Raw genomic sequence first — 15,338 nt, 5'->3', positions numbered from 1 at the left:
TGATGATCGCCAATGGCGGGTTTGCGAAAATGTATTCTAAGCCTTGCCCTATAAAAAAACGGCTCTGGTTGCACAACCTGTCAGGCAGGCACGGTTTCGGTGTGCTGCTGACCACGTTGTGCCTGGCGTCCGCGGCCTGGGGCGCCCCGCAGGGGTACCTCACGGTCTACGGCGAAGCACCGCGCTACGCCGACGGTTTCGAGCACTTCGATTACGTCAACCCCCAGGCACCCAAGGGCGGCAGCCTGCGACGCTCGTCCACGGAAGACGGCGCGTTTGACCACATCGTGCCTTACGTGGACAGGGGTACCGGTGTGACCCAGGTGGACAGTTGGCTGTATTCGCCCTTGGGGTACCGCTCCAAGGACGAGCCCTACACGGTCTACGGCCTGGTAGCCCGGCAGTTCGAGTTGGCGCCGGACCGTAGCTGGCTGCGCGTGGTGCTCAACGACAAGGCGCGTTTCGCCGATGGCCAGCCCATCACCGCCGAAGACGTGCGCTACACCTTCACGCTGTTCATGACCCAGGGCAGCCTCAAATACCGGCAGCAGTTTGCCGACGTCGATCAGGTGCGGGTGGAGTCACCCACCCAGGTACGCTTTACCTTCAAGAACACGGGCAACCGCAACCTGCCCCTGGATATCGCTGGCTTGCCGGTGCTGCCCGAGCACTGGTGGAAAAGCCGCGACTTTGCCAGCGGCGGTGGTTTCGAGCCGCCGCTGGGCAGCGGGCCTTACCGGGTGAGCCGCGTCGACCCGGGCCGCAGTATTCATTTCGAGCGCAACAAGGACTGGTGGGGCCGCGACCTGCCGGCCAGCCGTGGCCTGTACAACTTCGACGAGCTGAGCGTGGAGTTTTTCGGCGATACCGAGGTAGCGCGGCAGGTGCTGAAAGGGGGGGCCTTGGACTACAACCGCGAGTTCTCGGCCACGAGCTATACCCTGGGTTACGACGGTGCGGCACTGGACGATGGCCGCCTGGTACGCGAGCACCTGGCGCCCGGCGCCGCCCAGGAGGCCCAGGGTTTTGTGTTCAACTTGAGCAAACCCATGTTCCAGGACCGCCGCGTGCGCCAGGCTATCGCCCTGCTGTGGGACTTCGAGTGGAGCAACCGGCAGATGATGCGCAGCCTGTACATCCGCCAGCGCAGCTATTTCTCCCATGGCGACCTGGCGGCCACTGGCCTGCCTGATACCGAGGAACTGAACATCCTCGAACCCTGGCGCGGCAAGATCCCCGACGAGGTATTCACCCAGGCCTTCGAGCCGCCGAAAACCGATGGCAGTGGCATTGTCCGCGCACAGCAGTTGCAGGCCTTGCGGTTGCTGGAAAGCGCCGGCTGGCGGCCACGCGGTGACCAGTTGGTGAACGCCGCGGGCCAGCCGCTGAGCTTTACCTTCCTCAACGTACAGCGCGGTTTCGAGCGCCTGTTGCTGCCGTTCAAGCGCAACCTGGCGCAGATTGGTGTCGGCTTCAGCATTCGCCAGGTCGATTCGGCGCAGTACACCAACCGCCTGCGGGCCCGGGACTACGACATGATCGTGGCGGCGTACCCGGTTTCGCCCACGCCTGGACGCGAGCTGTACAACTACTATGGCTCCGAGAGCGCGGCTGATCCGGGCTCCAACAACTACGCGGTGCTGCGCGACCCGGCCGTGGACGGCCTGATCGCAGGCCTGGTCAATGCCGACAGCCGCGGGCGCATGGTGCATTACGCCCATGCCCTGGACCGCGTGCTGCAGTGGGGCTACTACTGGATTCCCAACTACTACCCGCCCGGTGTGTCGTCGGTGTGGTGGAACCGCTACGGCCGCCCGCGCCTGCAGGCCAACAACGAGCCCGGGCTGGATACCTGGTGGCAGATAAGCCCGACGGCGCTCACCAGCGTGCAGATGCAGCGAGCCGAGGAGGGCGAGCGTCATGTGGGCCTATAGTCTGCGGCGCCTGCTGCTGATGGGGCCGACCCTGCTGTGCATTCTGCTGGTCAATTTCGCGATTGTGCAAGCGGCCCCCGGTGGCCCGGTGGAGCAGGCCATCGCCCGTCTTCAGGGCCTTGGCGCGGTAGCCGCCGGCGGTGCGGCCACGGAGCGGGTGGGCAGCGACGCCCGCGCCACCCGGGGGCTGGACCCGGCGCTGGTCGCCGACATCGAGCGCCAGTACGGCTTCGACAAACCGCCGTTGCAGCGCCTGTGGCTGATGCTGGACAACTACGCGCATCTGGACCTGGGCACCAGCTTTTTTCGCGGCGCCAAGGTCACTGACCTGATGGTGTCCAAGTTGCCGGTCACCCTGTCCCTGGGCCTTTGGGCGACCCTGATCACCTACCTGGTGTCGATTCCGCTAGGCATCGGCAAGGCGGTGCGCAACGGCACGGCGTTCGACGGCTGGAGCAGTGCGCTGATTGCCATCGGCTACGCCATGCCGGCCTTTCTGTTCGCGCTGCTGTTGATTGTGCTGTTTGGCGGCGGTACTGCCCTGGACTGGTTCCCGGTGCGCGGGCTGGTGTCGGACAACTTCAGCCAGCTGAACCCGTTGGCCAAGGTCGTGGACTATTTCTGGCATCTGGTGCTGCCGGTCGCGGCGCTGGTGGTGGGCGGTTTCGCCACCCTGACCCTGTTGACCAAGAACAGCGTGCTCAGTGAAATCAGCCGCCTGTACGTGGTCACCGCGCGCGCCAAGGGGCTCAGCGAGCGCCAGGTGCTGTACCGCCATGTGTTTCGCAACGCCATGCTGTTGCTGGTGGCGGGGTTGCCCAATGCCCTGATCAACGTGCTGTTCGGCGGTTCATTGCTGGTCGAGGTGATCTTTTCCCTCGATGGCCTGGGCCGCCTGAGCTACGAGGCGGCCGTGGCCCGGGACTATCCCGTGGTGTTCGGCTCGCTGCTGGTGTTCACCCTCGCGGGGCTGGTGATCAAGTTGGTGGGCGACCTGTGCTATCGCCTGGTCGACCCGCGTATCGATTTTTCCGCAAGGAGCTGACCATGTATGTGCTTTCTCCCGTGGCCCGGCGCCGCTGGCAGCGCTTTCGCCAGCACCGCCGCGGCTGGTGGTCGCTATGGCTGTTCGTGGTGTTGCTCGGCCTGTGCCTGGGCGCCGAAGGGCTGGCCAACGACAAGCCACTGTTGCTGGCGTGGAAAGGCAGCTATTACTTCCCGGCGCTGGTGCGCTACACCGAACAGGACTTTGGCGGGCAACTGCCATTCCAGCCCGATTACCGCGCTGCGTCCACCCGCCAACTGGTTGAAGGGCAGGGTGGCTGGATGCTGTTCGCGCCGGTGCCGTTCAGTGCCGAGACGGTGAATTACGACCTCACCACGCCGGCGCCCAGCCCGCCGTCGGGTCAGAACTGGCTGGGCACCGACGACCAGGCGCGCGATGTGTTGGCGCGGGTGATCTATGGGGCGCGGGTGTCGCTGCTGTTTGCCCTGGCGCTCACCGCCATCAGTGCCGTGATCGGTGTCACCGTCGGGGCCCTGCAGGGCTATTACGGCGGCTGGGTGGACCTGCTCGGCCAGCGGCTGCTGGAGATCTGGTCGGGCTTGCCGGTGCTGTACCTGCTGATCATCCTGTCCGGTTTCGTGGAGCCTGATTTCTGGTGGCTGCTGGGCATCATGGCGTTGTTCACCTGGCTGGCGCTGGTGGACGTGGTGCGCGCCGAGTTCCTGCGCGGGCGCAACCTGGAATATGTGCGGGCGGCCCGCGCGTTGGGCGTCGGCGACCTGCGCCTGATGACCCGGCATATCCTGCCCAACGCGTTCAACGCCACGCTGACCTGGCTGCCGTTCATTGTCACCGGGGCCATCGCCACGCTTTCGGCGCTGGACTTCCTCGGCTTCGGCATGCCGGCGGGCAGTGCTTCGCTGGGGGAACTGGTGGCCCAGGGCAAGAATAATCTGCAGGCGCCCTGGCTGGGGCTGACGGCGTTCTGTGCCCTGGCGTTGATTCTTTCCTTGCTGGTATTCATCGGCGAAGCCTGCCGTGATGCCTTCGACCCGAGTGCTTGAGATGACTGATTGCCTGATCGCCCTGCGCGATGTGCGCGTGGCCTTTAACGATACCCCGGTGGTCCATGGCCTGGACCTGGATATTCGCGCCGGTGAGTGCCTGGCGTTGGTGGGCGAGTCCGGTTCCGGCAAGTCGGTGACTGCGCATTCGATTCTGCAGCTGCTGCCCCAGGCCATTACCCACACCCAAGGCAGCATCCGCTACCAGGGCGAGGAGTTGCTGGGGGCAAGTGCCCGGCGCTTGCAGGCGCTGCGTGGCAACCGCATCGCGATGATCTTCCAGGAGCCCATGAGTTCACTGAACCCGCTGCACACCGTGGAAAAACAACTGGCCGAGACCCTGCGCCTGCACCGTGGCATGGGCCCGGCCGAAGCCCGCGAGCGGATTGTCGAACTGCTGGGGCTGGTGGGCATCGGCACCCCGCGCCAGCGTCTGGGCAGTTACCCCCACCAGTTGTCCGGCGGCCAGCGCCAACGGGTGATGATCGCCATGGCGCTGGCGTGCGAGCCGCAACTGTTGATCGCCGATGAGCCGACCACCGCCCTCGACGTCACGGTGCAACGGCGCATCCTGGCGCTGCTGAAAAGCCTGCAACAGCGCCTGGGCATGGCGCTGCTGTTGATCAGCCATGACCTGAACCTGGTCCGCGACATTGCCCAGCACGTCGCCGTGATGCGCCATGGCCGGATCGTCGAGCAGGGCGCCTGCGAGCAGGTGTTCACTGCCCCCCGCCATCCTTACACCCGGCAGTTGCTGGACGCCGAACCTGCCGCCGCCGAGTTGGCCGATCCGGCAGCGCCGGTGCTGCTGAGCGTGACGCAGTTGCGGGTGGCCTTCGGCCGTGGCGGGCTGCCTTGGCGCCGGAATCGGTTCACGGCGCTGCAGGGCCTTGACCTGCAGGTACGCCAAGGGCAGACGCTGGGTATTGTCGGTGAGTCGGGCTCCGGCAAGTCGACCCTGGGCCAGGCCCTGCTGCGGCTGATTCCCAGCGAAGGCAGCGTGGTGTTTCAAGGCCGCGAATTGCAGGGGCTTGGCAGCCGGGCGATGCGGCCTTGGCGCAAGCACCTGCAGGCCGTGTTCCAGGACCCGTTCGGCAGCCTCAGCCCGCGCCTGAGTGTGCAACAGATCATTGCCGAGGGCTTGCAGGTGCATTCGCGGCTGGACGACCAGGCCTGCGAGGCACGGGTGATCGACGCCCTGCGGGAAGTGGGCCTGGACCCTGAGGCACGCCACCGCTACCCCCATGAATTCTCCGGTGGGCAGCGCCAGCGCATTGCCATTGCTCGCGCACTGGTGCTCAAGCCTCGGCTGATCGTGCTGGACGAACCCACGTCGGCGCTGGACCGCTCGGTGCAGAAACAGATCATTGCCCTGTTGCGCCGCCTGCAACGCGAGCACGGCGTGGCCTACCTGTTCATCAGCCACGACTTGGCCGTGGTGCGCGCCCTGGCTCATCAGGTACTGGTGTTGCAGGCGGGCAGGGCAGTGGAGTACGGCGCGACCGAGCAGGTCTTCAGCGCCCCCGCGCACAGTTATACCCGTGAGTTGCTGGGGGCTCGGTTCACTTGACCCACGTGGCCAGGGCCAGGGGCGCCAGCGCCGCAGAGCCACTGAACGCCACCGGGCGCGGCCGTGCGCCGCGCCCGGACGGCTGGAGCTGGAACGGTTTCCGTGGCATGGTACGCGACCAGAATTGGCTAGCACCTGGCCTTTGACCCACCGCGCTGTACCGCACCTGCCTGGAAGCCCCGCATGACCGACCCCACGGCGACTACGCCAAGCCCGCACGACGCGACGGGCCTGAAACGCAACCTGTCCAACCGTCACATTCAACTGATCGCCCTGGGCGGCGCCATTGGCACCGGCCTGTTCATGGGGTCGGGCAAGAGCATCAGCCTCGCTGGCCCCTCCATCATCTTCGTGTACATGATCATCGGCTTCATGCTGTTCTTCGTCATGCGCGCCATGGGCGAGCTGCTGTTGTCGAACCTGCAGTACAAGTCGTTCATTGACTTCGCCACGGACTACCTGGGGCCGTGGGCCGGCTTCTTCACCGGCTGGACCTACTGGTTCTGCTGGATCGTCACCGGCATTGCCGACGTGATCGCCGTGTCATCCTATGCTCATTTCTGGTTTCCCGACTTGCCTCAGTGGGCGCCCGCCCTCGCCTGCGTGGGCCTGTTGCTGTCGTTGAACCTGATTACCGTGAAGCTGTTTGGCGAGGTCGAGTTCTGGTTCGCCATGATCAAGCTGGTGGCCATTGCCTTGCTGGTGGCCACGGGTGTGTACCTGGTCGGTACCGCGGCACCGTCGCCAGACGGCCACGTGCCGTCCCTGGCCAACCTGTGGAATGACGGGGGCCTGTTTCCACACGGTTGGATGGGCTTCTTCGCGGGCTTCCAGATATCCATCTTCGCCTTCGTCGGCCTGGAGCTGGTGGGCACCACCGCCGCGGAAACCAAGGACCCGCGCCACACCCTGCCACGGGCGATCAACTCGATCCCGGTGCGTATCATTCTGTTCTACGTACTGGCGCTGGTGACCATCATGGCGGTCACGCCGTGGCGTGAAGTGGTGGCTGACAAGAGCCCCTTCGTCGAGCTGTTCCTGCTCGCCGGTTTCCCGGCGGCGGCCGCGTGCCTGAACTTCGTGGTACTGACCTCGGCGGCGTCTTCGGCCAACAGCGGTATCTTCTCCACCAGCCGCATGCTGTTCGGCCTGGCGCTGGAAGGGGACGCGCCGCGGTCCTTCAAGCGCCTGTCCAAGCGCTCGGTACCGTCCAACGGCCTGCTGTTTTCCTGCCTGTGCCTGCTGTTCGGGGTCGTAGTGATCTACCTGGTGCCCAACCTGATGGAGGCCTTCACCCTGGTGACGACCTTGTCGGCGCTGCTGTTCATGTTCGTCTGGTCGATCATTCTGCTGTCGTACCTGGCCTATCGCAGACAGCGGCCGGCGTTGCACGCGGCTTCCGAGTACCGGATGCCGGGTGGGCGAGCGATGTGCTGGGTGGTGCTGGGGTTTTTCGTGGTGATCCTGGGTTTGTTGACCCTCAAGGATGACACCCGCCAGGCGCTGTGCGCGGCGCCCGTGTGGTTCGTGCTGCTGGCGGTGGCGTATCCACTCGTGCGCCGGCGGGGGGTGGCGGCTGTGGGGCAGTGAATGTGTTTTTGGCTTGAGCCTAAACATCCTCAGCCGTGCCTCCTTGCCTCACCACTCCACCACCACCTTGCCAAAATGCCCGCCGCTTTCCTGAAAGCGAAATGCCTCGGCCAGTTCATGCAGCGCAAAGCTGCGGTCGATCACCGGGCGGATGCCGGTCTGCTCCAGGGCTGCCACGTAGTCCTGCTGCTGGCGCCGGCTGCCGACGATCAGCCCCTGCAAGCGCGCCTGGCGTGCCATCAGCAGCGAGGTAGGGACATCGCCCTGGCGCCCGGTGAGCACGCCGATCAGCGAAATGTGGCCACCTACCCGTACCGCTTCGATCGATTGCGCCAATGTGCCGGGGCCGCCCAGTTCGATCACGTGGTCCACGCCACGGCCTGCGGTCAGTTCGCGCACGGCGCTGCCCCAGTCCGGGCGCTGGCGGTAGTTGATGCCGTGGTCGGCGCCCAGGTCGCGGGCGCGGGCCAGTTTTGCGTCCGAGGACGAAGTGATGATGACCTGCGCGCCCATGGCCTTGGCGATCTGCAGCGCGATGATCGACACCCCACCGGTGCCCAGGGTCAACACCGTGTCGCCGGCCTTGAGCGCGGCATCGCCGACCAGTGCGCGCCAGGCGGTGAGGCCGGCGGTGGTGATGGTCGCGGCCTCGGCGTGGCTCCAGCCGCGCGGCGCCAGGGTGAAGGCCGTGGCGGGGCGCACCACGTACTCGGCGGCGAAACCGTCAATGCCGTCGCCTGGAGTGCCGGCGAAGTCGCCCACCTGCTGGAAGGCCGGGCCGGCCGGCCATTGCGGGAAGAACCCGGACACCACGTGGTCACCGGGCTTGAATTCAGTGACACCCGCGCCTACCGCCTCGACCACCCCGGCGCCGTCCGCCATCAGCACGCGGCCATCGGCGGTAGGGATGGCGCCCTTGGCCACCAGCAGGTCGTGGAAGTTCAGCGAGGTGGCGTGGATCGCCACGCGAATTTCACCTGGGCCGGGTTGGCCGGGGTCAGCCAGGTCGGTGAGGTGCAGGTGGTCGAGGCCACCGGGGCTTTGCAGGGTTATCGCTTTCATGGGGGAACTCCGTGGGGCTGTTTGGGGCGATAGATGGGTGCAGGCGCCATCGCCCATTGCGGAACGATTACAGGGCGCGCAGGGCATCGACCAGGCTATCGAGTTCGGCCTCGGTGTTGTAGGCGTGCACCGAGGCCCGCACCACGCTCTCCAGGCCGCGCTGTTGCATGTCCAGCCAGGTCGACGCCGCGCCTGATACCGAGACGTTGATGCGCTGGGGCAAATGGGCCAGGTAGTGCTGGATGGCGGCTGGGGCGTGGTGCTCGCTGGTGAAGGTCACCAGCCCCGACAACGGTTGGCCCACGTCCTGGCAATGGTAGCCAGGCAGGGTGTGCAGTGCGGTGCGCAGGTAGTTCGCCAGGTGTCGGATGCGCGCCCACAAGGCGTCGACGCCCACGCCCAGGGCGTAATCCACCGCTGCGCCAAACCCCAGCCGTACCGCGAGGTTGCTCTCCCAGCTTTCAAAGCGCCGCGCGTCTGCACGGATCTCGAAGGCGTCGGCGCTCACCAGGCTGGCGGCGTGCAGGTCCAGGAACGTCGGTTCGAGACGTTGGCACAGCGCCTGTTCGATATAGAGAAAACCAACCCCACGCGGCCCGCGCAGGTACTTGCGGCTGGTGGCGGTCAGCATGTGACAACCGATGGCACGGACATCCAGTGGCACCTGGCCCGCGGCCTGGCAGGCGTCCAGCAGAAACAGCACACCGGCGGCGCGGCACAGGGCGCCGATGGCCTGCACCGGCTGCACCACGCCACCGTTGCTGGCGATCATCGGCAGCGACACCAGGGCCACGCCGGGGCCTTGCAGGCGTGCCTGCAGGGCTGCCAGGCAGACTTGCCCCTGCTCATCGTTGGCCAGCACCTCGATCTGGATGCCCAGCCGCTGCTTGAGCTGCAGGTACGGGATGTAATTGCCGGCGTATTCACTGGCCGAGGTCAGCACCACATCGCCGGCCTTCAGCGGCAGGGCGTAGAACAGCATGTCCCAGGCGCGGGTGGCGTTGTCCACCAGGGCGATGTCTTCGGTTCGGGCATTGAGCAGGCGGGCCACGCCGGCATACACCGCCGCGGTCTCCGCTTGCGCGGCATCCGCCGCCTCGTAGCCGCCGAGGCGGATTTCCCGTTGCTGGTGGCGGGCAATGGCCGCAGCGACCACGGCCGGGGACAGCGAGGCCCCGGCGTTGTTGAAGTGAACAAGCTGTTCGCAGCCCGGGGTGTCGGCGCGCAGGCGGTTGATATCGAGCATGGGCTCATCTGTCCTGGAGTTGATGGCCCACCTTACCAGTCAGGGTTGGCGCTCGGCCACCGTTGCAGGGACGTTCCGCGGAATGAACGCCACGCTCTGGTTGTCGTGGGCGCGCAGCAGCCGTGCGCCATTGTCGGGCCGGGTCAGCACCAGGTCATGGTCCTCGGCCAGGTAGCGCAGGGGCAGGTCCTTCAGTGTCGGGTACTGGGCGAAGATCAGTGTGCGCGCCGGGTCCCAGGCCTGGCCGGTGCGCTTGGCCAGCCAGGCCATGAAGTCGGCGCTGGTGCCTTGGCGGGGATAATCTTCGTCCTCGCCGATATAGGTGTACGGCGCGCCCTGGTTCTGCACGTACAAGGGCAATTTGTTGTCCACGTCGATCATCACCAGGTGCCATTGCCGCCAGGGAGCTTGCCGGCTGGCGCGGGCCTGGACCTCGCGACCAAACTCGATGATGCCGCCGTTGCCATTGCTCCACGGGTAGGCGACGCCCACCACCAGGGTCATGACCAGGGCGCTGGCGCCGATGCCCCGTCCCCAGCGCCGGGCCCTCCCGGGGTGGGTGGCCAGGTATTCGCACAGCCAGGCGGCGCCCAGCAGTTGAGCGAAAGGCACCAGCGGCAACACATAGTAGCTGCGGCGGCTGCCGCACGCGGTGAAGAACAGGAACATCAGGCCCAGCCCCATCACCAGCCAGCGGACATTGATGTCGGTATGGCGCCAATGGCGCAGCGCTAGCCATACCGCGATGATCCAGCAGGGGGCCCAGGGCAGGGTATAGACCGGCAGGTACAGCAGATAGGTATAGGCCGGGCCGAAGTTGTCGAACGGCTGGAAGTACCGCACCAGGTTTTCCCGCACCACCAGGGCCAGGCCGCTTTCACCATACGCTGGCTGACCGTACAGGTGCGACAGCAGGAAGGGCAGCATGTACAGCGCCAGGGCCAAGGCCATGGCCAGCGGCAGCCGCAGGTTGAGGTGGGTTTTCCAGCGGCCTTCGCCGAGCAGATGCGGCAGCAGCATCAGGCCCGGCAGGATGAACCCGATCAGCCCCTTGAGCAGCGACGTCAGGGCCAGGATCAGGAAGAACGTGGCATAGCGGGAGAAGCGCGTGTCCAGCGGCCCGCGCCAGTACCACCACACCGCCGCCAACACGCCGAACACCGTTAGCACGTCCGCGGTGGCGACCCGTGCCCACACCAGAAAATAGAAGGTGGTGGCCAGCAGCCAACCAGCGATCAGGCCTGTGCCTCGGCGGAACAGTTGTTCGCCCAGCAGGTACACCAGCCAGATGCTCAGCCACGCCGCGATCACCGACGGCAGGCGCAGCGACCAGTGCCCCAGGCCACCGAACAGACTCGCGCTGGCGGTGATCAGCCAGTAGGAAGGCAAGGGTTTGTCGTAGTAGGCCGCGCCCTTGAGGTAAGGGTCGAAGTAGTCGCCGCTCTGCAACATCTGCAGGGCGATAGTGGCCCAGCGGGTTTCCGCGCCCCACAGTTCGCGCTGGCCCAGGCCCAACAGCAGGGCAATGGCGGAGAAGCCCAGCAGCAGGGCCAGGGCCCCACGCTCAGCGTGCAGAAAACGAGGGAAGGTGTTCATCGTGAATGAGTCCGCATGGAAACTGTGCCGGCCGAGGCTATTGAACAGGCGTGGCCACCTGTTTTTCCTGCATAGCCTAAGTAGCCAGGCGTTGGCTTTGCGTCAGGGGAATGAGAAAAAAGCGTTACAAACATTTCGCTGAAATCGTCAACACCTTGACTGGGTTTTCACCGGTTTTTCACGGCGCTGCCGTACCCTGAAGCCTTCTTTGTTCAGGGTGCGGGACATGACGTCGAAACGCTGCTTCGTGCTGTTGCTGCTGATCACCGGCCTGCTGTTCTTCGTCGCCCTGGGCAACCATCAGTTGCAAGGGTCCACGGAGCCGCGGGTGGGGGGCATTGCCATGGAAATGTACCTGCACCGGGACTGGGTTACCCCGCGTCTCAATGGCGAACCCTTTCTGGAAAAACCGCCCCTGAGCCTGTGGCTGGCCAGTGCCGCCATGGCGGTGTTCGGCCCCGGCACCTGGGCGGTCCGCCTGGCCTCGGCACTGGCTGGCCTGTTCAGCGTGCTGCTGCTGTTCGTCACGTTGCGCCGCCTGGGCCGCCCCGTGGCGCTGGCAATGACGGCTTCGCTGATGCTGGCCACTACCGCCAGCTTCTGGGGCAACGTACGCCAGGTAGGCGAGGACTCGTTGCTGAGCCTGGGGGTAAGCCTGGCGCTGCTGGGTTTCCATCTGGCCAGCCGCCAGCGCTCGGCGGTCAGCGCACTGATGTTCGTCGCCGGCATCGCTATCGCCACCCTGAGCAAGGGGGTATTGGGGCTGGCATTGCCGGGGGTGGTGATCTTTGCCTGGTTGCTGGCCGAAGCCCTGCGCGACCAGCGCCTGGTGGTGGGCCGCTGGTTGTGGCCGGCAGGCCTGACGCTGGTGGGGCTGGTGCCGTTGCTGATCTGGCTGGCGTTGCTGTACCAGCAAGGCGGTGCCCCGGCGCTCACGGACGTGTTGTGGGCCAACAGCGTCGGGCGTTTCAGTGGCTCGTTCACCGAAGCTGGGCACTTCGAGCCGTTCCATTACTACCTGGGCAAGCTGCCTGAAGCGTTCCTGCCCTGGAACCTGCTGGTGTACCTGGGCTTGTGGCACTTTCGCACGCAATGGCGCGTGCAGCCCCATGTAATGTTCTTCAGCCTGTGGTTACTGGCGCAGTTCGCCCTGCTGACCGTGGCGTCGAGCAAACGCATGGTTTACCTGATGTCGCTGGCACCGGCCGCGGCCGTGATCGGCGCCGAGTACGCCAGCGTGCTGCTGTCCCGGTTGCAGGCCTGGCGTGCTGCAGTGCCGTGGCGGGGCGTCGCCAGCGGGGTGATGGCGCTGATGGTACTGGCCTACCTGGGGGTGGCGGTGTGGGTCATCCCCCAGGCCGACCGGGGCGAGTCGTTCCTGCCATTGACGGAGCGCATACGCGCCTTGCAGGCCGAAGGCCACACCGTGGCGCTGGCGACCCCCAGCGAGCGGCTGGCGGGCGCGGGGGTATTCTACAGTCGCAGCTTGCTGCCAGCGCTGCCCACCGAAGGGGCGGTGGTGCGTTTCCTGGCCGAACAGCCCGGGAACGTGGCGGTAATGGAGCGTCAGGATGAGCCGGCCGGCGGCCTTGTGGTCATGGAGAAGGTCGTGGTGGGCGCGCGGGTCTATTACTTCCTGCGCGGCGCGTAGCAGGGACAATTCCCTCAATCGGCCGGCAGGTGGTCGATCAGGTCCTGCAAGGGCATGGGCCGGCCGAACAGGTAGCCTTGCAGGAATTCCACCTGGCGCTGGACCAGGTAGTCGCGTTGTACCGGTTCTTCCACACCTTCGGCGACGATGCCCAGGTCGAGCTTGCCCGACAGTTCGATGATGCTGTCGACGATGTGCCCCGACAGCGCGTCCTTGCCGATGGTGGCAATGAAGCTTTGATCGATCTTCAGGAAGTCCACCTTGAATTCGCGCAGGTACGCCAGGCTCGAATGGCCTGTGCCGAAGTCGTCGATGGCGATCGTCACGCCCAGGTTGTGCAAGGCTTCGAACAATTGGTGAGTCACCGCGGTAGGACGTATCAGCTCGCGTTCTGTCAGCTCCAGCACCAGGGTGATGCGCCCGGGGGCAAAGCCTGCGAGAAAGTCCCGACAGTCATCCAGCAGGGCCAGGTCCTGGCAGTGTTCGGCGGTGATATTGATGCCCACGTGAAAGCCGTCCTCGAACCGCTCGGCGTGAGCGCGCAGGTCGGCCGCGGCCTGGTGCATCAGTTGGCGGGTCATGGGCACGATCAGGCCGGAATGCTCGGCGAAAGGAATGAACAGGTCCGGGCGTACCAGGCCCTCGCGAGGGTGCTGCCAGCGCATCAGCACCTCCACCCCGGCCCAACGGCCAGTGACGCCGTGCACGACCGGCTGGTAGTAGGGGATGAACTCATTGGCGTCCAGTGCCCGCGCCAATTCTGCGCGCGGTGAGTGGGCGCGGCGCAACAGCCAGCGGCACAGGCCGCCAGCCAGCAGAGCGAGAAATGCCAGCAAGGCCAGCAGCAACGGGTGGCTGGTGATCCACTGCCAGGTGGCGCCGGCCGGGTAACCGGTACTGACGCTCAACGGGTAGCGACTGGAGGCCAGTTGCGTCGGCGCTACTTCGAACGTCGGCGCTGGGGCATCGTGCACGCTGCCGTCCGGGGCCAGCCAGCTGTTGCCCACCTGCAACAGTACGGGTTGTTCGCGGCCGATCATGCGCAGGGCGTTGGCCAGGTGGTAGCCGTCCAGGGTGGCCAGGGCGGTCTGTTCATCGTTGGCCTCGCGGTACACCAGCAGTGCCTGGCCAGGGGTGACGGGGTTGCCATCCATCAGCCACAGGCGGCCGTCCACGTAATCACCGGGGTTGACTGGTTCGCTGAAGTCGCCGAACAGGGAGCTGCAGTACAGGTGGTCATCCAGCGCCAGGTTGGTGGAGCGCACGAAGGGCCGGCGGGTGACCTGTTCGCGCAGGGCCAGGGTCACTTCGGCGCAGGGCTGGCCAGCCAGGGGTACCAGGTCGTTGGCCGCCGCGGCGACGTTGTCCAGCATCAGGTCGAACTGGGCCAGGGCCTGGTTGGCGGTGTTGTTGGCGCTTGCCTGCAGGTCGCGTTCTGCCTGCCAGTACAGGATGCCAACGCCCAGTACCAGCGGCAACGCCCCCGCCAGCCAGGGGGCGAGCAGGCGCAGCGGGCGGCAAGGGCGTGGCGAGTCGGGGAAAAACGGCATCGGGCAGGTGGGGCCTTGGTGAGTGGTGCCAAGGAGGATAGACGGTCTGGGCGCTGATGGCGCACAGATCTGCGGTCCGCCTTGTTTGCCTGGCTGTTGATCAGGTTGCTCACCATCTCACCCGCACCCCCACATCCCCAATCAGCCCATTCAGGTCATTCTCGTCACTAGGGCTGCTGTAGTCAGCCGTGACGAACAGGCTGACGGTGGGGGTCATGCGCGCCACCAGCCCCAGGCCCACGGCGACGGCGGTGGGGTTGCGGCTGCTGTTGATCTTGTCTACCTGGGCCAGGGCGATGGGGCTGTCATTGCTGAAGCTGTAGGTCAGGCTGGTGCGCAGGAATGGCTCGACGGCCGTGCTGCCGACCTGGTAGTGCCCGGACAGCCGCGCGCCCACTCGCCCGCTCCAGCTGGGCTGGCTGTCGCTGGCCAGCAGCCGCGGGCCCTGGCCGCCAGGGCCGGGCAGCAGTTGTTGGTTGATCAGTTGCGCCTGGGGTTCGAATGACCAGTTTTCGCCCATCACAAAGGCCACCGTGCCGCCCAATGCCACGGCGGTGGCGCGGGCATTGTCCGGCCGGCCGCTGTCCTGGACCTGGGAGCTCACCGACCAGGCCACGCCCAACCCGCGGGCAAAGACATTGAACTGGCTGGCCTGGTTGGCCGGCGTGGACAGCCCGGTGCTGGTGTAGGCGCGGTTGCCAAGGTCCAGTGGGCCGAGCGGATCGTCGCTGGGCTCGCTGGCGACGGCCTGGGTGGAAACGCTGAGCAGCAACGAGGCGCAGGTGGCATAGAGCAGGGGATGATGAAGGGTGGTCATGGCGAGCTCCAGGTGTTGGTCTGGCAAGGGAGTACGCCGTGTGCGTCGCAGTCAAGGCGGCCGAAGCCAGCGGCCCAGGCGTGGGCGCAGCGCTGAAAGGCGCGGGCCAGAGGCGTTGGGTCGGTGTTTTCTTATGGTGTGTTGTGTTACCTGAAGCTAAGGAGACGCACCGCCATGCGTCAAGAAACCGGAACTTTTCGAATCGTGCGCGTTACGCCATCCAAGTGATTGAAAAAGCGCCGCAATTACGCG

At 65.9% G+C, this 15,338-nt stretch carries 11 protein-coding genes; 6 read left to right on the top strand and 5 right to left on the bottom strand.

From position 1 onward, the window contains the following. Positions 1-29 precede the first annotated feature (29 nt). From QBK88_RS21625 to cycA, 5 genes are all read left to right on the top strand, one after another. Positions 30-1,934, top strand: a complete 1,905-nt coding sequence (locus tag QBK88_RS21625; RefSeq protein ID WP_445764977.1) for an extracellular solute-binding protein — start codon at positions 30-32, stop codon at positions 1,932-1,934. Beyond that, positions 1,921-2,979 (top strand): microcin C ABC transporter permease YejB, encoded by a 1,059-nt coding sequence (locus QBK88_RS21620; RefSeq protein WP_277963648.1) that lies wholly within the window; start codon positions 1,921-1,923, stop codon positions 2,977-2,979. Before QBK88_RS21625 ends, QBK88_RS21620 begins: the two co-directional genes overlap by 14 nt. A gap of 2 nt (positions 2,980-2,981) precedes the next feature. Further along, positions 2,982-4,004: an ABC transporter permease gene (locus tag QBK88_RS21615; RefSeq protein WP_277963647.1), complete on the top strand. Its 1,023-nt coding sequence runs from the start codon at positions 2,982-2,984 to the stop codon at positions 4,002-4,004. A gap of 1 nt (position 4,005) precedes the next feature. After that, on the top strand, positions 4,006-5,574 hold the full coding sequence (locus tag QBK88_RS21610) for an ABC transporter ATP-binding protein (RefSeq protein WP_277963646.1): 1,569 nt from the start codon (positions 4,006-4,008) through the stop codon (positions 5,572-5,574). 183 nt (positions 5,575-5,757) lie between these two features. Further along, a complete protein-coding gene (gene cycA, locus QBK88_RS21605; protein ID WP_277963645.1) occupies positions 5,758-7,164 on the top strand; it encodes a D-serine/D-alanine/glycine transporter in 1,407 nt (468 codons plus the stop codon). Between the two features lie 48 nt (positions 7,165-7,212). Here cycA and QBK88_RS21600 read toward each other — a convergent pair whose 3' ends face one another. The 3 genes from QBK88_RS21600 to QBK88_RS21590 form a co-directional block, all read right to left on the bottom strand. Continuing rightward, on the bottom strand, positions 7,213-8,226 hold the full coding sequence (locus QBK88_RS21600; protein ID WP_277963644.1) for a zinc-dependent alcohol dehydrogenase family protein: 1,014 nt from the start codon (positions 8,224-8,226) through the stop codon (positions 7,213-7,215). A 67-nt stretch (positions 8,227-8,293) separates the two neighbouring features. After that, positions 8,294-9,472 (bottom strand): aminotransferase class V-fold PLP-dependent enzyme, encoded by a 1,179-nt coding sequence (locus QBK88_RS21595; protein ID WP_277963643.1) that lies wholly within the window; start codon positions 9,470-9,472, stop codon positions 8,294-8,296. Positions 9,473-9,511: 39 nt separating this feature from the next. Continuing rightward, on the bottom strand, positions 9,512-11,068 hold the full coding sequence (locus QBK88_RS21590) for a glycosyltransferase family 39 protein (protein ID WP_277963642.1): 1,557 nt from the start codon (positions 11,066-11,068) through the stop codon (positions 9,512-9,514). Positions 11,069-11,294: 226 nt separating this feature from the next. On the opposite strand from QBK88_RS21590, the gene QBK88_RS21585 reads away from it, so the two are divergent. Beyond that, entirely contained in the window at positions 11,295-12,719 is a 1,425-nt protein-coding gene (locus tag QBK88_RS21585) for a glycosyltransferase family 39 protein (RefSeq protein WP_277963641.1), read from the top strand. A gap of 14 nt (positions 12,720-12,733) precedes the next feature. On the opposite strand, the gene QBK88_RS21580 is transcribed toward QBK88_RS21585, so the two are convergent. After that, the gene (locus tag QBK88_RS21580) at positions 12,734-14,269 is read right to left on the bottom strand and encodes an EAL domain-containing protein (protein ID WP_277963640.1); all 1,536 of its coding nucleotides are present in this window, start codon (positions 14,267-14,269) and stop codon (positions 12,734-12,736) included. Positions 14,270-14,378: 109 nt separating this feature from the next. Continuing rightward, positions 14,379-15,086 carry an autotransporter outer membrane beta-barrel domain-containing protein gene (locus QBK88_RS21575; RefSeq protein WP_277963639.1) on the bottom strand — a complete coding sequence of 236 codons (708 nt, stop codon included), beginning with the start codon at positions 15,084-15,086 and terminating at the stop codon, positions 14,379-14,381. Positions 15,087-15,338 lie beyond the last annotated feature (252 nt).

This window comes from Pseudomonas sp. RIT-To-2, assembly GCF_029623465.1.
Classification (GTDB): Bacteria; Pseudomonadota; Gammaproteobacteria; order Pseudomonadales; family Pseudomonadaceae; genus Aquipseudomonas; species Aquipseudomonas silvicola.
This window is presented reverse-complemented; position numbering and strand designations above follow the sequence as displayed.